Origin of the sequence: Bacteroides caecigallinarum (genome assembly GCF_016901995.1) — a bacterium.
GTDB lineage: Bacteria > Bacteroidota > Bacteroidia > Bacteroidales > Bacteroidaceae > Phocaeicola > Phocaeicola cellulolyticus.
This window is the reverse complement of the sequence record NZ_JACJLE010000054.1, coordinates 1-23,321: the sequence shown is the minus strand read 5'-3', so window position 1 is coordinate 23,321 and position 23,321 is coordinate 1. Positions and strand designations below refer to the sequence as shown.

The 23,321-nt window shown below is 39.5% G+C and carries 14 protein-coding genes; 2 read left to right on the top strand and 12 right to left on the bottom strand.

The features are described 5' to 3' along the window. From H6A61_RS12960 to H6A61_RS12950, 3 genes are all read right to left on the bottom strand, one after another. Positions 1–700 (bottom strand): AAA family ATPase (locus H6A61_RS12960; RefSeq protein WP_204394203.1); only part of this gene is annotated, 700 nt, incomplete at its 3' end. 186 nt (positions 701–886) lie between these two features. After that, positions 887–2,134: an efflux RND transporter periplasmic adaptor subunit gene (locus H6A61_RS12955; RefSeq protein ID WP_204394201.1), complete on the bottom strand. Its 1,248-nt coding sequence runs from the start codon at positions 2,132–2,134 to the stop codon at positions 887–889. A gap of 21 nt (positions 2,135–2,155) precedes the next feature. Beyond that, positions 2,156–3,631, bottom strand: a complete 1,476-nt coding sequence (locus H6A61_RS12950; protein ID WP_204394199.1) for a TolC family protein — start codon at positions 3,629–3,631, stop codon at positions 2,156–2,158. Between the two features lie 209 nt (positions 3,632–3,840). Here H6A61_RS12950 and H6A61_RS12945 point away from each other — a divergent pair, with 209 nt between their 5' ends. Both H6A61_RS12945 and H6A61_RS12940 read left to right on the top strand, forming a co-directional pair. Next, positions 3,841–5,208 (top strand): sigma-54-dependent transcriptional regulator, encoded by a 1,368-nt coding sequence (locus H6A61_RS12945; RefSeq protein WP_204394197.1) that lies wholly within the window; start codon positions 3,841–3,843, stop codon positions 5,206–5,208. A gap of 10 nt (positions 5,209–5,218) precedes the next feature. After that, entirely contained in the window at positions 5,219–6,499 is a 1,281-nt protein-coding gene (locus H6A61_RS12940) for a sensor histidine kinase (RefSeq protein WP_204394195.1), read from the top strand. On the opposite strand, the gene H6A61_RS12935 is transcribed toward H6A61_RS12940, so the two are convergent. The 9 genes from H6A61_RS12935 to H6A61_RS12895 form a co-directional block, all read right to left on the bottom strand. Further along, on the bottom strand, positions 6,494–7,123 hold the full coding sequence (locus tag H6A61_RS12935; RefSeq protein WP_289074194.1) for a murein L,D-transpeptidase catalytic domain family protein: 630 nt from the start codon (positions 7,121–7,123) through the stop codon (positions 6,494–6,496). The two genes, H6A61_RS12940 and H6A61_RS12935, sit on opposite strands and share 6 nt — an antisense overlap. Before the next feature lie 184 nt (positions 7,124–7,307). Next, positions 7,308–8,324, bottom strand: coding sequence for a L,D-transpeptidase (locus tag H6A61_RS12930; protein ID WP_204394191.1), 1,017 nt, complete (start codon positions 8,322–8,324; stop codon positions 7,308–7,310). An 88-nt stretch (positions 8,325–8,412) separates the two neighbouring features. Then, positions 8,413–9,036, bottom strand: a complete 624-nt coding sequence (locus tag H6A61_RS12925) for an IMPACT family protein (RefSeq protein WP_204394189.1) — start codon at positions 9,034–9,036, stop codon at positions 8,413–8,415. A gap of 107 nt (positions 9,037–9,143) precedes the next feature. Continuing rightward, on the bottom strand, positions 9,144–11,483 hold the full coding sequence (locus tag H6A61_RS12920) for a glycoside hydrolase family 3 N-terminal domain-containing protein (RefSeq protein ID WP_204394187.1): 2,340 nt from the start codon (positions 11,481–11,483) through the stop codon (positions 9,144–9,146). 29 nt (positions 11,484–11,512) lie between these two features. Continuing rightward, positions 11,513–12,808 (bottom strand): hypothetical protein, encoded by a 1,296-nt coding sequence (locus H6A61_RS12915; protein ID WP_204394184.1) that lies wholly within the window; start codon positions 12,806–12,808, stop codon positions 11,513–11,515. 38 nt (positions 12,809–12,846) lie between these two features. Further along, positions 12,847–14,541 carry a SusD/RagB family nutrient-binding outer membrane lipoprotein gene (locus H6A61_RS12910; RefSeq protein WP_204394182.1) on the bottom strand — a complete coding sequence of 565 codons (1,695 nt, stop codon included), beginning with the start codon at positions 14,539–14,541 and terminating at the stop codon, positions 12,847–12,849. Between the two features lie 33 nt (positions 14,542–14,574). Then, positions 14,575–17,766, bottom strand: a complete 3,192-nt coding sequence (locus H6A61_RS12905; protein ID WP_204394180.1) for a SusC/RagA family TonB-linked outer membrane protein — start codon at positions 17,764–17,766, stop codon at positions 14,575–14,577. Between the two features lie 28 nt (positions 17,767–17,794). Further along, positions 17,795–18,715 carry a glycoside hydrolase family 16 protein gene (locus H6A61_RS12900; RefSeq protein ID WP_204394178.1) on the bottom strand — a complete coding sequence of 307 codons (921 nt, stop codon included), beginning with the start codon at positions 18,713–18,715 and terminating at the stop codon, positions 17,795–17,797. A gap of 288 nt (positions 18,716–19,003) precedes the next feature. Next, the gene (locus H6A61_RS12895) at positions 19,004–22,999 is read right to left on the bottom strand and encodes a hybrid sensor histidine kinase/response regulator transcription factor (RefSeq protein ID WP_204394176.1); all 3,996 of its coding nucleotides are present in this window, start codon (positions 22,997–22,999) and stop codon (positions 19,004–19,006) included. Positions 23,000–23,321 lie beyond the last annotated feature (322 nt).

Here is a 23,321-nt window from a genome sequence, read left to right as displayed (position 1 = left end):
CATCAAAGAATTCTACAAGTTCTTTTTCGCTTATACCGCACAAAGACGCAAAGTCAGGATCCATAGTGATGTCATTCAAATTATTCAAATCACTGAAAATGCTTACCCTGCTGAATCTGGTCACTCCCGTAAGGAGAGCAAAGCGGATATACTTGTCGCATGATTTCAGATTACCGTAAAAGGATTTCAGAATACTTCGGTACTCGGACTGAAGTTCCTCATTGTCCAATGATTGTATAAGAGGTTTATCATACTCGTCAATCAGGATTACTACACCACGACCGGTCTGTTTTGCAGCTTTTTCTATCAAATATGCAAAACGCTCTTCCGGTGCACGGTCCTTCTTTTCATCGCCATAAACTTCTTCCCATTTTTCAAGATGCTGATTGAAAATGCCATAAAGAGCATCAACATCCTTATAATTGCGGCTGTTCAAATCCATGTGAAACACCGGATGAACATTCCACTCTTTCTCCAGTCCTTCTATTGCAAGTCCCTGAAATAAATCTTTTCTACCCTCAAAATAAGACTCAAGAGTGGAAATCATCAGACTCTTGCCGAAACGGCGCGGACGACCGAAGAAATAATAACCGCCTGTAGAGACAAGACGATGTATAAGCGCAGTCTTATCAACATAAACAAAACCACCCTTACGAAGTTTCTCGAAGTTCTGGATTCCTATGGGATATAATCTGTTCATATAAAGTCTGTTTTTTGTATAAAGCACTTAGTTTTACAAAGATACACAATGGAATGTGGAGCGACAAATGAATATAAGATAAATTAAAGCAAAAGAAGCGTTAGAAACTGTTAAAAAAAACGTGGGCAAATTTAAGGTAAAACTTGCCCACGTTTTTTCAGAGTCGGCTACATTTTTTCCAAACGTCTAAAACACCAATTCCTCCGCATCGCCAAAGTTATCATATCCTGACGTAATCACACAATCACCGGGCTGCAAACCTTCGGTTATTTCATATTGACGCGGATTCTGACGGCCAATGGTTATTGGCACTTTATATGCCCGTGTCTTGTCATCACTGAGCTTATAAATCCATCTGCCGCCTGTATGCTGGTAGAAATTACCGCGCGAAATTACAACTGCCTGTTCCGGCTGTCCCAACTCTATCTGTACTCTGAAACTTTTCCCCAGACGGACATTGTCCGGCATATCTCCTGTAAAGACCAAATCGACATCGAACATGCGGTCCTTCACTTCGGGAACAACCTTGGTTACCTTCAAAGGATATTTCTCTCCCTGATTGGATACAGTAGCCGGTAGCCCAGTTGTCATCCTATCGATGTAATATTCGCTTAGCGAAGTGTGAACTTTAAACTGATCAAGGACTTTTACTTCGGCAATGTTCTCGCCCGCTCCTACCTGCTGACCGAGAGTTACTTTCACAAAACTCAATTGCCCGTCCACCGGTGCCCGTACCACCAGGTCATTCATCCTTTCAAGACTGCGTTGCAGTTTTTTCTGTTCTCTGTCGTAATCATTCTTCAGAAGTTCTTTTCTGATAACTGTCATGGCAGAATCGCTACGAAGACTGCGCAATTTAAGTCGTGTGGACTCCGTCTTATACTCATACTCATCGCGCGACACTTCAAGTTGTGCCTTACTGCGTATTCCCATTTCGTATTCTTCTTTTTCGAGGGCAAAACTTTTCCTGATTTTATTCAGTTCGTATTCGGCTTCCAGTGTCTGCTGCTTCAGGACTAGAGTTTTCTGCTCCATTTCAAGCTCTTTCTCGCGGTAAGTTATCATCTGTTTTTCCCAATCATCACGCTGGTCGTCGATATCTCTCATCAGATTCGGATTGGAGAGTATCAATATCGTATCTCCTTTCTTCATCAGTCTTCCTTCTTCGGCTACGATGCTGTTTACGTTCCCGGCTTCGCGCGCATTCACCATAATGGTCATAATGGGCTGTACTATGCCTTCTACGTCAACATACTCCATGAAATCCGAGTCCGTGACTTCCGAAATTTGTAATTTGTCGATGTCTATCCGCAACCGGCGGGGACCGGACGCAAGAACTATCACATAAACTATCCCAGCAAGGATTACTGCCCCGCCTGCTATCCTGTACTTGTAGCGTATGTACCAGGGTTTCTTCTTTAGTTTTATATCCATAGATGTAATGTTTTTTTATTATCAGAATTCAAGATTATGCCATATCGGACATTTATTCATAAAATCATACTGTGTTATACTACGTAAACCGTAGTATAGAGTCCAGTATGTCTGCATAGCTGATATGTAGTTCCGGAGTGCAGAATCCTTTTCAGTTGTCGCTGCATTTAAATCAAGTATCGATGATTTACCCATAAGATAAAGTTTGAGAGCCACTTCGTAACGCTTCGTGGCAGTGCGTTCCGTTTTTCGTGCCACACTTACCTGCTGCGACTGAAGATTGAACTGACGTACCATTTTCCTGACATTCAGTTCGAAGTCTGTCATGGCCTGGACCACCTGTGTCTCCACCAGTTCTACATTCGATTTTGCCACTTTCACTTTTCCCTTGCCTCGTCCCCAATCCAATATAGGTATTGCTATGGAAAGACTCACATACTGTTGGTCGAGCGGATTTCTGTACGAATCCTTAAAAATATCTGCCGTCTGCGACAGACCGAACTGCAAATACAGGTCAGCCTTCAAACCTCTTGACGCTTTAGCTGATGCAAGCTGACTGCGGCTTTCCAGTTTCCGTCTTTTATACAGGTCGATGTCCGGACTGTTCTCGTATGCCTGTTTGAGAGCCTCATCAAGCGGTACATCAAAATAGTATATGCTGTCTGCAGGAATAACTTCTATCTCCGCATCGTCATTTATTCCGAGAAAAGAACGCAGTGTTAGCATGGCATCTTCAACTTCTATTCCGGCATTCATCATGTTTGTTTCCTCATTCAGCTTATTCACTTCAAGTTGAAGCATCTCATTTTCGGTGATACTGCCTATGTTATATCTTCCGCGCGCATATCTGTACAATGTATCGGCAGAAGCATAGTTGGAACGTGCTATATTAAGATTGGTCTGTGCCGAGGCAAGGGCATAGAAAAGCTGACATGTTCTTGACGCAATAAGTTCCATAGTCTCCGCATAAGTCTTGCATGCCTCACGGTATTTCACAGGCTCGATACGCTTGTCCCATTTCAGATAGTTATATCCGAAGAGTGACTGAGTGTAACCTATTGAAAACGGTTGAGTGTTATACGCTCTGCCATTGCTTCCAAACTCGTCAATCCTCTGTGTAGAGGTCTGTACGAAAAAGTTACCACCCGTTAAAGATACATTCTGGCTAATCTGCAATCCAAGGTCGGTACTCAAATTATTCTGACGAATGAACTGTTCTGTTCCATCCGGCTGGGTAATCTTGTTAATCTGCCTGTTAAGATATGGATTGGAAATCAGACTTACCGACGGCAGATAGTTGGCACGGAAAGAACGGTAATTCCAATAGGCTGCACGGTATGTATGTCTTGCAGCCTGTACCTCCGGCGAATTATCGTGTGCAATCGATATGGCATCTTCAAGAGTGAGCGTAAGTTTTCTGTTTGTATCACCTGCATAGGCAATGCCTACGATACAAACTGTTAAAATTAAAATCAGAAATATTCTTATTCGTTTCATGGCAACTGTAAGTCAATGAAGTTAAATGAAAATAATTTATCCGGTATATTAAAATCAAAAACTATGCCATTATGCTATATCTTTATTTTTCAGATGTTTAGAAGAAGTAAATCATTCGCTATATCGTGCGTTTACGCACAAAAAACGTGCGATAACGCACATACAACACATTGTTTTAAATATTATATTTGCAAAAACACGATAATAACATGGAAGACAAAGGAAAAATACTTATAATAGACGACAATGAAGATGTGCTGTTTGCATTAAATCTTCTGCTGGAACCATATATGGAAAAGATTAAGGTAACTACTCAGCCATCGAGGATAAAGCACTTCATGGAAACTTTCAGTCCGGACGTGATACTTCTGGATATGAATTTCTGCCGCGACGCAATAAGCGGTAATGAGGGGTTTGAATATCTGGAACAAATATTGAGTATTGACCCTAAAGCTGTAGTGGTGTTCATGACAGCATACGCTGACACAGAAAAAGCTGTCAGGGCTATAAAGGCAGGTGCAACCGACTTCATCTCAAAACCCTGGGAAAAGGAGAAACTGCTTGCCACACTGTCGTCTGCAATAAAACTTAGCAAATCGAACAAAGAAATCAACAGATTGCGCGAACAGGTATCGGCTATGGGAAACGAATCGCCGATTTCGGACTTCATAGGAGAATCTCCGGCCGTAAGAAAGTTGAAGGACACGATATACAGACTATCTGAGACAGACGCCAACATCTTGATTTTAGGCGAGAACGGCACGGGTAAGGACATGGTGGCGCGTATGGTGAAGAGCCTTTCGCCACGTGCCGGAGAAAGCTTTATAACCATAGACCTTGGGAGCATACCCGAACAGTTGTTCGAGAGTGAGCTTTTCGGATATGAAAAAGGCGCGTTTACAGACGCAAGAAAGTCAAAACCGGGAAGAATGGAAATGGCATCGGGAGGTACACTGTTTCTTGATGAGATAGGAAACCTGTCATTGCCAATGCAGGCAAAACTGCTCACTGCATTGGAGAAAAGGTATATCACAAGACTTGGAGGAGTGGAACATACACCGATAGACATACGTCTGATATCCGCCACCAACTCAAACCTTCAATCCATGATAGACGAAGGAAAGTTCCGCCAGGATCTCCTCTACCGCATAAACACCATTGAGCTTCACATTCCACCACTCAGGGAAAGAGGAAACGATATAATCCTGCTGGCAGAGCATTTCTTGAAGATATACAACAGGAAGTACAGAAAAGAAATCTCCAGTATCAACAGGGACGCAAAAAACAAACTCATGAAATATTCATGGCCGGGAAATGTGAGAGAACTTCAGCACGTAATAGAAAGGGCTGTGATATTGAGCGACAACAGCTCGCTGCGTACTGACGACTTTATTTTCGCACATAATGCCAAGGAACAGAAAAGCCTGCCGGACGAGGAACTGAACCTTGAGGCTTTGGAAAGGAAAGCTATAGAAAAGGCCATAAAGGTAACGAACGGGAATTACACTATGGCTGCCGAGCTCTTAGGTATAAGCAGATTCGCTCTTTACAGAAAAATAGACAAACTACAACTCTAATTCATCAGGTATGGGAAGATTCAATATCTACATATTGACAAATACAGTCGCATTGTTTCTGTGTATGGCAGGAACGGTTTACTGTATGCATACTAAACTCGTTTTCTCCTGTCTGCTTTGTTCTGTTTTATGTCTGCTCGTAATAATAAACATATACCGGCTGCAGAACAAACAGACAAAGATGATAAGGAAAGCCATAGAATGTCTGAAATCGAAAGACACAAGCAGTATAATAACTCCCCCTTTCAAGGACAAGGAGATATCTGAACTGGCAGAGACTCTGACGTTCATCATAAAGGATCTGAAAAGCTCTGCCATGGAAGACGAGACGAAATACCAGTACTACAAGAATCTAATGAACTGTGTAGATACCGCCGTAATCTCTACATATAAGGACGGAAGAATTATATGGATGAACAATTCGGCAAAAAGTATCTTAGGACCGGAAGTATTCAAACTGCCGGAAGATATTCAGAATGCACTAAACAATAAGGAAAAGATAGTACACAGAAAGAAGCAGGAATCAACACTCGATTTATCTGTTTCATGTACAAGGATTTCTGTTCACGGACGGGAACAGTTCATAGTGAGCATGAGCAATATCCATTCCGCACTGGAAAAGAACGAAATGGAAGCATGGCAAAAACTCATCAGGGTACTGACGCATGAGATTATGAATTCCATTACCCCTATCATTTCATTGTCGGACACTCTGCAAGAAAGAAGCGTAGAATTCCCGATAAACGAAAGTACCCAGAGAAATATTTCTCAGGGACTGGGAATAATAAACCGTCGCTGTAAGGGACTTATGGAATTTGTTGACAACTACAGAAAGCTTACTAGAATTTCAGCACCAGTAAAAAGCGAAATAAAAGTTTATGACTTTTTCAAGGACATCGAAGGACTTACAGCTACCGATTATATACATTTTACTCTGGAAGACAATGATATGACTCTATCTGCTGACAGGGCACAGTTGGAACAGGTATTTCTGAACATTATAAAGAATGCTATTGAAGCATGCAGAAAAACAGAAAATCCTAGAATAGAAGTATCAGCCGTATATCACAAAAACGATTCTATAAAATTCACCATATCCGACAACGGAGAAGGCATTATACCTGAAGTAAAGGAAAGAATCTTCGTTCCGTTCTTCACCACTAAACCAAACGGTTCAGGTATAGGCTTAAGCCTCTGCAAGCAGATAATTACCCTGCACGACGGATTAATAAATGTAGAATCAAAAGTCGGTTACGGAACAGTATTTACGATTATAATGGGAAAATCATGATTTCTTTCCGTCAGTCACATCAGACAGAATCTCACTCTGTGCGAAGTATTCAGGTTTCTCGGCATAAATATACATCACGCTTCCACCCTTTATTGCATCAATAATTGGTTTGGAAATCTTTTGAGGAAGCGCAGGACATCCAAGACTTCTACCCAAGCGACCACCGCCCTTTATCACTGAAGGATTGGCATAAGATGCTCCATGAACCACTATGGCACGTTCCTTTGCCTTATCGTTTATCCCCTTTTCCAGTCCATTAAGGATAAGCGAATACCCGTTACCTCCGTTATAGGTAGTCTCAGTAAGATAGAATCCCAAAGAGCTTTTATAAGAACCATATTCGTTTGAGAATGATGTGGCATAGTTCTCCCCGCTGTTTCTGCCATGCGATACAAGAGAATTGAAAAGCATCTTGCGGTTCTTCATATCGAATACATAGAGACGCTTCTCTGTCGAGGGCTTGGAGAAATCTATAAGGGTAAGAATATCACGATGACGGTTTTCGATTTTCCTGTATCCTTCTACAGCCTGACGAAAAGCCTTATAATTGACAACTCCCTCAAGCTGCATAGATTCATAAAGGTTGGCACATTCGTCAACTTCTGAAGGAGAATGTACAAGCATACCACTGGCAAAAGACGGTGCCATGGCAGGAACTACAAAGCCGGAACAAACAAGAAATATAGATATTAATATATTGCGCATTATCAAAAATCAATGAAAAATTCAGCCGCAAAGATAGCACTTTATATTAATATATCTGAAAATCAGTTAGTTAAAAAACTCAATGAAATGTTATATCGAATATTCATTCAATTACTACAACCAGGCTTTCCTGCACCGGAGCCCAGTCGTAAACAAATTTGGCATGCGAAGTGGCATTACGAACGCACATGTGTGAACGCGGAGTGGTACCCAAACTCCAGCTGTATTCTATCATCTTTGTGGCAGGAACATTCACAGGCACTCCATGTATATATGCCCCATTGGTAAAACGGCTTGCATACGGCGCATAACCTCCTACTGCACTCGAACCATCCTTCAGAAAAATCATCTTCTGTTTCTTTTCCTGAATTAGATACATACCAAGCGGAGTCTCTTGAGCGTATGGAGGGTAATGACGTCCGGTAGTAGCAGGGTTAATGCTTCTCACCTTCCATTCAGCCTTTGCCACTCTTTCAAGAGTGGTTATATTCTGATCCCCACGGTCAACGAAAACGACATGATGGAAGTTTGTAGAATCGGAAAGCATCTTGACATATCTTTCCGGAACATACCATTCGTCATCGAACGTGGCAGGACGTATATGAATATATCCACCTTTTCTTCCAAGAACAGAAGCTAAAGAGCCGTCACGACCATAACGCTCGGGGGTAACGGTATCGGACAACAGATACAAAGGCACAGACTGATATCTTTCCACTCCCAAAGTATCAGATACACGCTTGTATTCATTTCTGACAAACCTTCTGACCAATGCAGCTTCACCGTTTCTGTTTCTGTAATTCTGTATGACACACCATTTACCCGATTCGGGTTCCATATTCTCTACATATGCCAAACACTTCTTTATAACATCCCACTTTATGGAACGTACAGTGTCCTTGTAAGGATAAACATCCTCAAGAGTATATTTATCAAATAAAAGTTCTTTGGTGATTTTTATGTCTTCTGCAGTTATCGGCTTTTCCTGAAACAGTTCTGTAATTGTGAAACTTTCAAGTAATTCCTCTACCTTCTCCAGCGGGACAACACCTTCACCTTTTCTTATTTCGCATCCGGAAACAAGAAAAACAAGAAGTAAAGAAATTACAAATGCTTTCATAGTCGATTGATTATCTGTTTGACACAAAGATAGTATTTTAAAATTAGTTCACAAATAGTAAAAGCATATTTCTGATAATTATAAATTATTAAACCTCTGTATCTATATTTTCATCAATAAAACGCAATGTCTCCACTTTTTCCAAACGTGCCCTCAACTTAGGCATTGAAGATTTTCTGATTCTCAGCTTCATCAGACAGTCCATATCATACGACTGTTCGAGAATCTCCGGCTCCTCTTCCTTCACAACCCTCATTACATCGTTCATAAAAGGATATTCAAAAGCAAAATACACATCCTCGTCAACAGTTTTCTCTATCACTACAGCTTCTTCAAGAGCCTGAGCGGCAGCAGTTTTGTATGCGACTATAAGTCCGCTTGTTCCCAATTTTATTCCTCCGAAATATCTCACCACAATAACAAGAATATCTGTAAGTCCGAAAGAATTTATCTGACCGAGTATAGGACGTCCTGCAGTACCGGAAGGCTCACCATTATCATTGGCACGGAAATCCTTTCTTTCAGCCCCAAGCATATAGGCATAGCACACGTGGCGGGCATCATAATATTTCTTCTGATATTCCTCAAGGTATGTCTTTATCTCCCCAAGTGTACGGACCGGAAGAGCTATGGCTATGAATTTGCTTCGCTTCTCAGTATATATTGATTCGGAAATCCCCTCAATTGTCTTATATGTGTCTTCCTGCTGCATTTTATGATGTTTTGAATGATAATGCAAAGGTAATTATTTAATGTTTACAAACAAAAAAGCCCGGCCATTTCAAAATGACCAGGCTCGTTAAAAGTAATCAGACAATGCTATTTATTAACACAGATATTAGCAGTTTCCCATTTATGTGTATCAGAACATTTAATATTCAAGACTTGATTTCCTACCTGCATACGGAAATCACCTTTCTCAAGTATCCATTTTCCGTCAGCACCTACAAAAGCAAGATCACTTCCTTTGATAGTCAATGTTACAGTTTTGGTCTCACCTGGCTGTAATTCCACTTTCTTGAATGCGCGCAGTCTGCGATTCTCTGGTGTGAGCGATGCTACCAAATCGCTGCTGAACAACATTACAACTTCTTTACCTGCAATCTTTCCAGTATTTGTAACGTCTATTGTAAATTCCAGTTTTTCGTTTTCAGTAAAAGTATCTTTGTTCACACGCAGATTTCTGTAATCGAAAGTAGTATAACTCAAACCGTAACCGAAAGGCCATTGAACAGAAATTACAGCATCATAATCGTATGCACCTTCCATCTTATCCATTTCCTCGCTTACACGATAATCGTATGTAGTAAGTTCAGCTTGGTTTCTTGGATATGTATATGGCATCTTAGCACTTGGATTTGCATCACCGGCAAGGATATTTGCCAATGCATCTCCACCATAATTACCAGGCAACAAGATATTAATTACACCGTCTGCCAAAGGTTCAATGTCACTTATAACACGTGGACGACCGCCATTTATTACAAGAACAATAGGCTTGCCTGTCGTAGCAAGAGCTTTAACAAGGTTACGCTGGTTTTCAGAGATTGCAAGGTCTGCCAGATTTCCAGGAGTCTCGCAATATGAATTTTCGCCTATACATGCGATGATTACATCTACATTCTTTGCTGCAGCCACAGCTTTTTCTATTTCAGGAGTGCTTTCTTCGTAATACGCTCCTTCGGCAACGTATGTAACTCCTTGTTCTAGGGTTACCAAATCAGCGCCAAACTTGTTGCTTACAGCTTCGTAGATGGTATTATACTCGCCTGCAAAGCGGTCGGCAAGATGCCCCTGCCATGTATAGCTCCATCCGCCGTTAAGGCATCTCATGGAATTTGCGTTAGGACCTGTCACAAGGATTTTCTTGCCTTTTGACAATGGTAATATGTTATTCTTGTTTTTCAGCAACACTTCTGATTCTTCAGCTGCTTTGAGTGCGATTGCGGCATGTTCCTTGCTTCCGAATTTAGGATAATCCTTATAATCAGTGTTAGGATTGTCAAAAAGTCCCAAGCGATATTTCAGACGAAGAATACGACGAACAGCATCGTCTATACGGCTCATAGGAACTCTACCTTCTTCTACCAATTCCTTCAACAGTGTACAGAAATCAAGATCATAAGGCTCCATAGCCATATCAATACCCGCATTGATTGCAATTTCTATTGCTTCCTTCTTGTTGGCAGCTACCTTTTCACGAGTATAAAGATTATTTATATCAGCCCAGTCTGTAATCAACATCCCGTCCCATGCCAAATCTTCTTTAAGCCATTCTGTAAGCAACTGCTTGTTGGCATGTACCGGCACACCATTGATAGAAGCACTGTTCACCATAATAGTAAGCGCACCAGTCTCAACACAAGCCTTGAATGGAGCAAAACACTTCTCTCTCAAATCAGATTCAGATATATAAGCCGGAGTACGGTCTTTACCAGTACGCGACATACTGTAACCAAGGTAGTGCTTAACAGAAGCCGCTACACGGTCTTCTGGAATATGGTTAGGGTCATCTCCCTGGAAGCCTCGGACAGCTTCGCTTCCCATTATGGCATTAATAAGACAATCTTCACCATAGTTTTCCCAAACACGTGACCAGCGAGGATCTCTTGCCATATCGACTGTAGGCGAATAGGTCCACGGACAATTACTTGCACGCGTTTCGTAGGCAGTCACGACAGCCGACTCGTATGTTAGTTCAGGATTGAATGCAGCTCCAAGATTAATATTCTGCGGGAAAAGTGTTCCGCCAAGTGTATATGTGGTACCATGATTCTGGTCAAGACCATAGATACAAGGAATACCTATCTCCTTCATTGATACTTCCTGGATATAGCCGATAATTTCCTTCCACTTCTCACGGCTCTGTGCAACAGGCCCGGGAGCATTCAGTACAGATCCGACTTTGTACTTTCCAATTGCATTTTTTACTTTCTCCTTATCGAGTTTGAATTCCCCTCCAACTACACTACCAAGGACATCGATAGAAAGCTCTGTCATCTGTCCTACTTTTTCATCCAAAGTCATTCGTGACAGTGTGGCTTCAATTTTTTTCTCAATATTTGCATCTTTCGTCAAACCTGCAGGAGTTGCCGCCTGAACGAGGCAGGCAGCATTTCCTATAATGGACGAAACTAAAAGTAATCTTTTAAAATTCATATTTATCAATTATATTCGCTGTTTATAAATTATTCTTCATAAGTTACACGGTCAACATAATATCCATGACCTACACAGATAAATCCAGCTTCAGCCTTCAACAAGTCAATTATCTCCTGAGTCAAAACAATTTCAACAACACCATCTTCCGAGAATACAGATTCAGGATAACCTGGAAGATCCGTCCAATAAGCAGTTTTGGTTCCAATCTGATGATAAGTATCATTAGGCTCTATTGTGTAATATATTTTCAATTTACTTCCTAGAGGCAAATCTTGAATCATTGTTTTAACTTCACCAAATTCTTTTGCAGATTCTGATGCTCCAGCCTCCCAAGAAACATAATAATGTCCTTTCCATAATTCAACTTCGGATGGTGAATCCTTAACTGTAACAGCTAGCTCTGTCTTTATCTCGTCTTCGACAAAGAAATTAACGCTTTCTCCATCACTTGTTATACCAGTCAGTACATAGTCTCCATCTGCAACTATAGGTGAAACGAAAGTCAAACGAGTTGAATATTGTTCAACGAATGTAGTGATTGCGTTTCCACCCAATGACAACGAAGCAACTTTATCCATATTCAATCCTGTAAGAGTCCACTTAGCATTTGGCTGTTTACTATCAGGGCCTGATGTTACCAAAGACTTAGAAGTAACATCCATTGTATTAGCACCGTATCTATTGCCTTTCACATCAACAAATGCCACACGATATTCACCGTCAGCCAATCCTGCAGGAATTTTAAACTCAATATAGGCACCTGATTCGACGTATGTTACATCAGATATTTCTACTTCTGGATTACTTTTAGATTCACTAACATTTATCTGCTTTAAAGCGACTTTTGCTACCTTGTCAAGATTTGTTCCGCTTAATCGTGCCCATCCTCCTGGTACAACAATGCGTTCTAATACGATTTCATCACTCTGAGGATCTTCGGCCAAAGCTTTTATTTTTACAAGTCCTTCACGAAAAGTTGTCTTTCCTACAGGAGTTGAGACATCAACTCTAAGATGATATATACCTGCTTCAAGATTCATGTCGAGTGTCTTTTCTGTCCCAACATTTTCACCATCAAGCGTCCATACCACAGATGTATAATCAGCAGGCGTAGTTGTTACCGTTATTGAGAACAATACATCCCTGTCTATTTCAGAAATAGTTCCCAGTCCACCATTAGCGTCTCGCTCCGGAAACGTAGGGGCTATAATACGAGGCTCGTCATCTGCTGTTGCAGTAGAAAATGGCTCTTCTTCACTACAAGATGTAAAAGAGAAACCTGCACCGAGCAATATAAATAATATCCAATATATATTTTTCATTTTAATACGAAATTTAAATTGTTTAGTGTACTAGATTTTTATTCTTTATCCCACCATACAGGAATATTCCAACTGTTAGTTCCACCCATACGGTCCAAAGCTTCCTGATAACCTTCCTTGTTGTATGAAGACTCAAGAATAGGATAGCATAAACGTACAGGAATGTCGTATCCTCCTGTCAGCTTATCAGCTGCATAGCCATATTCGGCAGGAGATTTCAGTTTTGGATACCCCGAACGACGAATGTTTGCCCAACACTCTGACAGGTTATGGAAGTGAAGAATCCAAGCCTGAGTATTTATAGCTTCTTTCTTACCTTCGTCACTAAGAGCTGAGATAGGATGATTTGCAATATAATCGTTTATAGCCTGATTGTCTATTTCACAATCATAATTATCAACAAGGAATGCCATTGAAGCCCTAACGCCATTTTCATAATGCTGTTCAACAGTTGTAGAGCCCACGTTCCATCCTTTAAGTTTAGCCTCAGCCAATAGGAACTCAACCTCAGCATATGTCATAACGACACCCGGATTATCAGATTTCAGGAAATTCTGGGCCAATTTAGGACGGGTAGCATCCTGTAGCCATGGATTTGAGTAATTTGCATTGTCAGGATACCTTTCTTTAAGGTCCGCTATAATTTCACTCCAATATCCATTATCCGGCCATGGTTCATACCAGAATTCACCCGGTTTAGAAGGGTTGAACTGTGCACCCAGTTCCAGCATTTCATCTGTCAGATCAATACGGTTATTAGGATTTGACTGAGTCAGACCCTTGTCGAAATAACAACGGGTAAGAACAAAAGTACGAGGGTCGTTCTTGTCTTTCAATGTGTTGAAGAAAGTAGAACAGATATAAGTCTGGTTGTTTGCAGGGTCGTTACCAAAGTACAATTGTGACAAAGCATTGCGCCTGTAATCAGTATATGCTTCCTGACCAAAATTGAATGTAAGTTCCATGTATTCAATCAAAGCATCATCATCAGCACTTGTCATATAGCCGGCAGGATCTGTAAATGCCTTTTCAAACTCTTCCTGCGCCTTCTGTGGAGAAACATCAGATATACGCATAGCATAACGCATACGAAGAGAATTTGCAAGCTTTTTCCATTTTCTTATATCTCCATTAAATATCACATCACCTGTGATTTCATCTTTCTTATCGTCTAAAGCGGCAGCGGCTTCAGTCAGTTCTGTAAAGAAACTGTTGTAGATTTCCTCTTGTGTATCATAACGTGGACTTGTTATACCACTGATAAAACCTCTGGCTGCCTCTGAGTATGGAGCATCACCGTATGTATCTGTTATGATAGACATAAGATATACTTTGTAAATCACAGCAGCGGCATGTATGTTCACTTTGTTCTCGTCACCTTCTGTCTTTACCTCAACATCTACAAGATTCTTGATTCCTGTAGTATAAAGATTTGTCCAAAAACGATTCATTTCGTTATTGTCAATTTTGTGCTGACCTCCGTAGTTTGTTGTATTCCAACATCCCATAAGCTGCTGCGTAAAGGCACCTATATAGCTTCGGTATATCTCTATCATTCCAAGGTCGCCGTATGTCTGTAGTTCGGCAAAAGTCAACTGTGAATTTGGGTCAATATTTTCAGCTTTCGACGGGTCTGTATTCATGTCATTCATGTATTCATCACTGCAAGCTGTAAAAGCAAGTGCAATTGCCATGCACATTGCTGTTTTTATATATGATTTGTAACGTTTCATTGTGTATTTCTTTTTGAAATGATTTAGGATTAATTAGAATTTAACGTTGACATTGAAACCATAGCTTTTACGTGAAGGCAATGAGCCGTATTCCATACCCATACCTGTAGTATTGTTATAGTTCGAATCAGGATCGATATTAGGAATATTCTTCCAAACAATAAACGGATTACGCGCAACGAAAGACACAGTCAATCCTTGAACCTTATTCTTCAACCATGTTTTAGGTAATGAATAGCTCAATGTGATTTCACGACATTTAATGTATGAGTTGTCGTAAACAAACATTGATGGAGCATAACGACTGATATTCATCCAATAATCCTCAGGATTTACGTAGATATCATTAGGACGGTATGTTCCGTCTCCATTGTCTATTACACCAGGAGCAATGAAACCACCTGTCGGTGTCCAATTTGCTTCGCTTATGCCTAAAGCTTTACGCTGTTCTTCTGATTTATACCATTCTTCGCGCCCTTCCAATGTTTCCAATGCTTTACCAGATTCGTATGCAGCACGAGCTGACATTGAATACAAATCGGCACCAACCTTAATATCGAATACAGCAGCAAGAGAAACATTCTTGTATGTGAAGTTCGTTATTACACCACCTGTCCAATCCCATGAAGCGTTACCCAAAATATGATTGCTATTGTCGTATTGTGGCAAACCGGTGCTTGGATCAATCAAGATATCACCATTTTCATTGCGTTTGAAATCAGGACCAATGATAGAACCAAAATTTTCTCCTACTACAGCTGCTACCTGAACATCCTGCCATGTAGCCTTTTCCAGCTCGAACAAATCAATACCGTCAACCAACTCCTTAACCTTGTTATTGTTCTTAGAGAAGTTGATGTTCAAGTCCCATGAAAAGTCCTTTGTCTGGATAGGACGAGTGTTCAAAGCAATTTCAATACCGTTGTTCTGGATTTCACCGGCATTAATCATACGATATGTATAACCGGAAGCCCATGAACTAGCCATAGCCATAATCTGATTTCTACTAGTCTGGTTATAGTAAGTGAAATCCAGACCGATACGGCTATTCAGGAATTTCAATTCCAATCCCATTTCGTATGAGTTGGTTCTTGTAGGCTTTAGGTCACGATTAGGAATAGTAGTGTTACTGATAGAGCCTAAAGTATATCCAGGATAAGTAAATTTAGATTTTGTATATACCAATCCCAACTGATAAGGATCAGTATCGCTACCTACTTGTGCCCATGACACACGGAGTTTTCCGTAAGGCAGGAAATTGTGATTCTTTATAAGTTCAGAGAATACAAAGCTACCTGAGAATGAAGGATAGATATATGTGTTGTTATTCAAAGGTAATGTGGAAGAACGGTCTCCGCGCAATGTAGCATCAAGATATATCAGGTGTCTCCATCCAACATTTACTGCACCATAAATAGAATTTATCTGTTTTCTGTAATAATTCTGTTCCACACTTGTTTCATTAAAGCTCATGAGTGCCACCGTTTCACGTATCTTCATATCCTGAGCTGTAGTAATTGTAGTCTCATTATTCACTTTATACAAGTTGGCACCCAATGTTGCATTGAAATCGAAATCACCCCAGGAGTTGTTATACAGAGCCAACATTTCGAAGTTGTACATACGGTTTCTGAAATTGCTTATCTGCAATCTGCCGGCTTCATAACCAGGAGTTGTAGGAGCCTTGAAATCCTCAAACTTAAACCAGTTGAATTCAGCTCCGACTGTACCCTGAAGTTTAAAATGATCTGTAACGTTCCATATTGCCTTGCCATTGAAACGGAACTGATCTTTATCCGATTGGTTTGAATTCTTGTAAACATCCCAATAAGGGTTTACATTGTATGGATCCAAACCATTCCAGTTAGAGTATTCACCGTTTGCATCCTGGTATGTTTTCAACCATTCCTGGTCATATGTAGTGGCAAGAGTCATAAGATTTTTACCGACATTACCTTTGCTGTCACCAAGTGCAGGACGATTCTTTACCGATTCGCGTGTATAGTTTGTACTGAAATCCAAATCAACTTTTCCCATACTAGTATTCGCACGCAAATTGAATATGTTACGGCTCATATTTGTATTAGGAACTATATCCTTATTACGCATATCAGTGTAAGTAAAACGTACTCCCGACTTTCCATGACTTGAGCTTAAAGTCAATGTATTTGTTGCAGTCAAACCTGTACGGAAGAAACCTGATACATTATCAGGAATTATCAAATACGGACGCGAAACGCCATCAAAATAATCCAGCATATTTGAACCGTCGGCTTTTGGTCCCCAACTCTTATTTGTATTTGCAACAGCATTTATACTGTAAGTGCCATCACTACCCATACCATATATTTGCTGAACTTCGTTCCATTTAGCAAGTTGAGTTTCAAATGTCATTGTACCATTATACTCAACACTCATACGTTCACCATCCTTACCGCTAGCCTTCTTTGTAGTGATAAGAATTACACCGTGACTGGCACGGCTACCATACAACGCTGAAGCAGCAGGACCTTTAAGAACAGACATATTCTCGATATCATCAGGGTTAATGCTTGAAATACCGTCACCCAAGTCATAACCTCCTTCCGTACCGGCACTGCCATAGTTTGTATTATCCAAGGGTACTCCATCAATGACATACAGAGGTTGGTTGTTTCCTGTCATTTCTGTATTACCACGCAAAAGTACACGTGTAGAACCTGAAGGTCCACCGGCAGTCTGACTGACAACCAATCCAGGTACTCGACCAGCCATTGAGTTAATGACATTGGTTTCCTTAGCCTTTGTCAGTGCTTCACCTTTTACTTCATCTACACCATAACCAAGCGCCTTACGCTCACGCTTTATACCCAACGCTGTAACGACTACCTCACTCAACACCTTACTATCTTCCTCGAGAGTGATATCTAGTGGTGAAGTACCAACTTTTACTTCTTTTGTTTTGTAACCGACATAACTTACCACCAATGTGGCCCCCGGCTGTACATTCAGAACAAAGTTACCATCCATGTCAGTAATGGTTCCATTTGTTGTTCCTTTTTCAACAATCGAAGCTCCGATTATCGCTCCCATCGCATCTTTAACATTACCGGAAACCTGTCGATTCTGTTGCATTATTGCAAGATTGACTTCTGCAACTCCGGCATTCACTTGCGGTATTCCTCCCAAAAGAGACAAGGACAATGTACCGCAATACAATGTGTACTTGTAGTTTAATCTTCTCATAAGTTTTTAATAAGTAATAGTATTAAGATTAATTATATATTTTCACCCAGTCGATAAACATTTGGGCTTTTTCTCCATCCTTCAATGCTGTAATCTGTGCCGGATCTGTAATGCCTGGAAAATCTCCGCCAACTGCAAGATTAAGCAATAAATAGAATTTATCATTAAAATACTCAAAACGACCACTGTCAGGTCCGATATTGAATGTCTTAATTAATATATCATCAACCTTTACGATAAGTTCATTTTCATTCCACTCCAAAGAATAGACATGATAGTTGCCATCCTGTAGACTTTTCTCCATTGTCTTGGTTTGGAATACCTGTTCATGTCCTTCGACATTAGGACCATAATGAATTGCGGTATTGATATATGTTTCTGTTGTATTATTGGCTATGCCTGCTTTTTCTCCCATCTCCATTATATCAATCTCACCACAGGCAGGCCACTGCCTATCGTTGTCGCCCATCATCCAAAATGCAGGCCATAATCCGTTTGCTGTTTTAGGGAGTTTTATACTTGCTTCTACTTTACCATATTGAAAACTTTTCTTGCCTTTGCTGTTTACACGACCTGAATAAAATTTATCCCCTTCTTTTTTGGCCGTAAGAATAAGAACTGACTTATCTCCATCTTTACCTACACTAACACATGCTTCGATATACTCCTGAAGTTCATTGTTTACCCAACCGGCTTCATGTGTTTCCTTTGTCCAGATCAAATCATCGAAAGTATCAAAATCTTCTGTAAATATTAGATTCCACTGTTTTGAAGGTTCGTCACCGTCCGACGAATCATCTTCAGGATGTTGCTGTTCATCCTCACTTTCATTAGCATTACTTTCATCATTAATTTCCTCTTCCGTATTATCCGGTTTAACCGGTTCTTTTGAACAGGATTGCAGACTTACTCCGAAGCAGAGTAATAAAAATAAAAAAACTGTTTTCATTACCGATAGTTTTTGGGGTTAAACATTTATGTATTCACATTTTCTCATTTACAGTTAACTAAAGATTATTTTCGCTTATCAAGCTGTGGACAAAATTGGGTATAATACTGTTTTTAGTGGTTTGAATACTGACAGAAAAGGGTTGAAATCTATCATTTTTGATTTTTAACTACCAAATCACATAGTATATATAAAGATTCTCACAAAAAAAACGGGCTTAAAAATCAATAAACCTCCATTTATGAAACCTTATTGATTTCTAAGCCCGTAATATCAAGTCCTGCTTATTTATGAATTTTCTTCTAAAAACTTACTTGGTGATACTCCAAATTGTTTTTTAAACAATGTACTGAAATATTTAGCATTAACAAAACCTGTTTCAGCTGCCACATCCACAACACTTTTTCCCTGTTTTAAAAGTTCAGCAGCCCGCTGCAAACGAATCAAACGAATGAAATCCTGAGGAGCCTTTCCTGTCAGCGATTTCAAACGATTATAAAATAAAGTACGGCTCATGGCCATCTCCTGACACAATTGATTTATATTGAATTCAACATCATCAATATTATCTATGACCAATTGAGTAGCACGCTTGATAAATTTCATGTCATCATCAGACACTGATAGAATCGTCTCTTCTGAAGTTCCCTCATCTTCATGAGATACTTCCTCATTATTATTAAAGACTTCAGTATTACAAGTATCCGTTTTCTCAATCTGCGCTACCACATTTTTCAAGACAAACTGCCTTAGGCTCTTCCTAGTTTCAAGAATACTGTGGACTTTCAGTTTCAAGATTTCTGCACTGAAAGGTTTAGGGATATAATCATCGGCTCCACTCTTCAAACCGCTAACCATAGCATCGTGAGTAACTTTCGCCGTCAGCAATATAAATGGAATACCTGATGTCTGAGGATTATCCTTCACTATACGACATAGTTCATCGCCTTGTATTCCCGGCATCATAACATCCGACAATATAAGGTCAGGATATTCATCTGCCAGGCATTCCAATGCCTTATTTCCATCAGAGACATCAACTACACGGTAATCACGCTCAAAAACCTTCCTTAAATAACAACGTAATTCATCATTGTCTTCAACAATAAGCAGTGTATCCGAATCTTTTTTAGGATTCTCAGCATAAATACCAATATCTTCACTTTTATTTTCCACGACAGGAGAGATTTCTTTCTCTATAACACTATCAGCCGTTGGAATACCGATATCTGCCTTTCGCAATGTAACATAAAACGTACTACCCTTGTTTACCTCAGATTTATATGATATTTTTCCGTTCATCATGTTTACCAGACGCTGAACTTGCAACAAACCGAATCCTGTGCCAGGTTCGTTGGTTTGCCTTGCATTAACAGCACGATAAACATTCTTGAACAACTGTCTGCCAGCTTCCTCAGGAATGCCAATACCTGTGTCTTTAACCTCAATTACTATATTTTTCTTATTAATGTAGAGCGACAAGCTTATTGTTCCATTTGGCAAAGTATATTTACATGCATTAGAAATAAGATTATCAAGCAACATCTCCATCAGTCGCTCATCTGCCATTGCGAACACTTCATGTTCTGGCAAGGACATCTTTATATACAGCTGTTTCTTATCGCAAAAAGACTGGAAACTTACATATTCCTTCACTAACAAATCATTGATATTAACCGGCTTAAGAAGCACATTTTTATTACTTATATCTATCTTTTCAAATTCCAATAACTGACTTACCAGAGTATTCAGCTTTTGTGTGTTACTGCGTGCTGTCTCCAACAAATAGCTGACATCATCCGGAAGATTCTTCTCCTTACTTAAATCTTCCAAAGGAGCCATAATAAGTGTTACCGGAGTACGTATATCGTGTGCTGTCTCAACAAAGAACTTAATCTTATCTTCATTATGTTTTTTCTGGAGCTGATTGCTTTTATATCGGAGAATAAAATAAAATATTCCGCATACGAAAGCGACATATATTATCCATGAATACCAGCTGTTCCACCATGGCTGAGCAATATTTATCGAAAGTGACTCTTCCGAAATAATTTCTCCATTACTTTTTCTAAGACTTCTGACTTTCAAAGTATATGTGCCGGGAGATACATTGGTAAATCTGACAGCACCATTAGAATATATCGCACTCCACGATTTTTCATAACCATCAAGTATATACTGATAAGCAATATCATGCTGAAAACGATAATTAATTGACTCGAAAGTAACAGAAAAAGAATTATACCTGTAATCCAGATTGACTTTCTTATCCATGAGCATGGAATAAATGTCCGGACGCATTTGCATTTCCTTATCTGGTGAAACGTATTCCAGTTTCAAGTCTATTATTCTGACAGGAGCATCGTAAGCCTCAATGTCCATCGCATCAGGAGTAATAAAAACTGCTCCATCAGTACTTCCATAAGCAAATCTTCCATCAGATAGTTTAGCACATGCCGACTTGTTATACGTTTTGTCTGTATCATGCATATAATTCAGATTTGATACCTGCAAACCGTTAACCACAGCAAGACCTTTACCTGTACTGGCCCATATGCGTCCCCGCATATCACGCAGCAGACTGTATATATCATCAGACAATAAACCATCGTTCGTAGTAATGGTTCTTACATCACCTGAGTTTATATTATAAAGATTCAGTCCACCACCTTCTGTACCTAACCATACAGTTTCGTCACCATTAAACAACATAGAAACTATATATGCACTGATATTTTTATTATTAAATTCACGAGTAGTGGCATAACGGCTCACCTTAAAGTTATTTTTTTCTGCAATAAAGAAACCATTTACTGTGGCTACTGCCATCTTACCCGAATCAACCTCTTCAATGGAATGAACCCAATTTACCTTAAATTCTCCTTTACGTTTTCCTTGCTTATTGACTACTATCAAATTACCATCCAGACCTCCAACCCATAAATCTCCATCGGCATCCTCCTTTAACGAAAAAATATAGTTTGTGGTCAAGTCGTCTGTATTTCTGGTAAAATGCCTAATAACACACCCATCCTTATCTATATAATACAAACCATCACCATAAGTTCCTGCCCACATATTTCCATTTTCCGACTTACACAAATCAACTATTACAGTAGATTTTAAAACGTGCTTCCATCTGAAATCTGATTTATGCTGGATACTTATACCATCATCAGTGGCAAACCATAAATCATTGTCTAAGTTTTCTTCTATTGCATTCACATTATTATTTACCAACGACTGCGGATTTCCCCTTTCATGCCTCAGTACAGTAATAGGATATTTCATTGAGATAGCCACAGATACCCCTCCTGTGTAACTGCCAATCCAAATATTGTCCTGAAAGTCTTTAGTGATGGTATATATTCCATTGCCATGCAAATATAATTCACCACTATCTTCTGCATTGATAAACAACATTGTCTTTTGAGTATCTTTTTCCACAAAATATACTCCACCGCCATCTATACCAACTAGAATTCTGTTATTATCATATGGAGTAATAGCACGAATAGGATTAAGAAAAGACAGATGATGGCTTTCGATGCAATGCAATGATTGATCGTTTAAATCCAGACTCCACAATCCACTATTGAATGTACCTATCCATAGTTTCTTTTCGTCTCTGTCATAATACAAGGTCTGTACATTCTTTCCTTCTACAAGTTGATCTGTACTTTTACCATCATTAGTCATTAAGTGTAAGACTCCATCAGATGTTCCTATAAACAACGAATCACCAGTACAGGCAATATCATTTATATACTCCCCATCAACAACACGATTTAACGTTTCGTCTGTTTTTTTGCAATAAAGTCCATTGCTTAATCCCAACCAAAGAGTTCCGTATTTATCCGATAATATTTTATTAAGAATTATTTCACCTTTAATATAATCTCCCAAAAAGAAATATAACTCAAAACTATCTGTTTCAGGTTGATATCTGTAAATCCTACCAGTATGGTCGTATGCCAACAATCCAAAATGATTGTCATGAAGAAGCCTGATTATCCTACCGGCCATATCTCCATAATAATAATTACCAAGCAGGGAATAATTCTTTACTGTAAGACCATTATATCTGTCAACTCCAGTCCTTGTAGAAATCCACATCACATTATCATTGTCTTCAACAATGGAAAAGACCCTTTCACTACTCAAACCATCAGCACGACCAATATGACGAATACTGAACGCTCCGTCAAATACATCGGAAAACAAATCCGCAAAAGAAAATACAGAAAATATTACTGCTATGATATACTTAAAAATTACCTTCATATTTAAAATCTACAGATAGTTTTAAGCCTAAAAATCAATAAGGCTAACAAAGTACAAATATAAAGAAATAAATTAAATCATGTATAAAATATTAAATTTATAATTATAGCATAGTAAACATCTGTAAAAAACATTAATGGAATAAAGAGGGTGTGTCAAAATGCATGCCCTCTTTTTTTTATGACAAAGCCTCGACTTTCCCAAGCCGAGGCTTGTAGATTCCAAAACGAAGTGCAACGTTTTGGTCTTTAAAAGTAGTAGATTCAAGGAGTAAAGTGTTAACTTTGCCTCGTGAATCAAAGAGGAGGCGAGCTCTGCTGAG

Coding starts and splice junctions, on each gene's coding strand:
- H6A61_RS12925 (WP_204394189.1), bottom strand. CDS start 9,036: ATGCAGCAGGAAGACACATATAAGACAATTGAGGGGATTTCCGAATCA.
- H6A61_RS12950 (WP_204394199.1), bottom strand. CDS start 3,631: ATGAAACGAATAAGAATATTTCTGATTTTAATTTTAACAGTTTGTATC.
- H6A61_RS12935 (WP_289074194.1), bottom strand. CDS start 7,123: ATGCTTGTACATTCTCCTTCAGAAGTTGACGAATGTGCCAACCTTTAT.
- H6A61_RS12915 (WP_204394184.1), bottom strand. CDS start 12,808: ATGAAAAATATATATTGGATATTATTTATATTGCTCGGTGCAGGTTTC.
- H6A61_RS12910 (WP_204394182.1), bottom strand. CDS start 14,541: ATGAAACGTTACAAATCATATATAAAAACAGCAATGTGCATGGCAATT.
- H6A61_RS12905 (WP_204394180.1), bottom strand. CDS start 17,766: ATGAGAAGATTAAACTACAAGTACACATTGTATTGCGGTACATTGTCC.
- H6A61_RS12895 (WP_204394176.1), bottom strand. CDS start 22,999: ATGAAGGTAATTTTTAAGTATATCATAGCAGTAATATTTTCTGTATTT.
- H6A61_RS12930 (WP_204394191.1), bottom strand. CDS start 8,324: ATGAAAGCATTTGTAATTTCTTTACTTCTTGTTTTTCTTGTTTCCGGA.
- H6A61_RS12900 (WP_204394178.1), bottom strand. CDS start 18,715: ATGAAAACAGTTTTTTTATTTTTATTACTCTGCTTCGGAGTAAGTCTG.
- H6A61_RS12955 (WP_204394201.1), bottom strand. CDS start 2,134: ATGGATATAAAACTAAAGAAGAAACCCTGGTACATACGCTACAAGTAC.
- H6A61_RS12940 (WP_204394195.1), top strand. CDS start 5,219: ATGGGAAGATTCAATATCTACATATTGACAAATACAGTCGCATTGTTT.
- H6A61_RS12920 (WP_204394187.1), bottom strand. CDS start 11,483: ATGAATTTTAAAAGATTACTTTTAGTTTCGTCCATTATAGGAAATGCT.
- H6A61_RS12945 (WP_204394197.1), top strand. CDS start 3,841: ATGGAAGACAAAGGAAAAATACTTATAATAGACGACAATGAAGATGTG.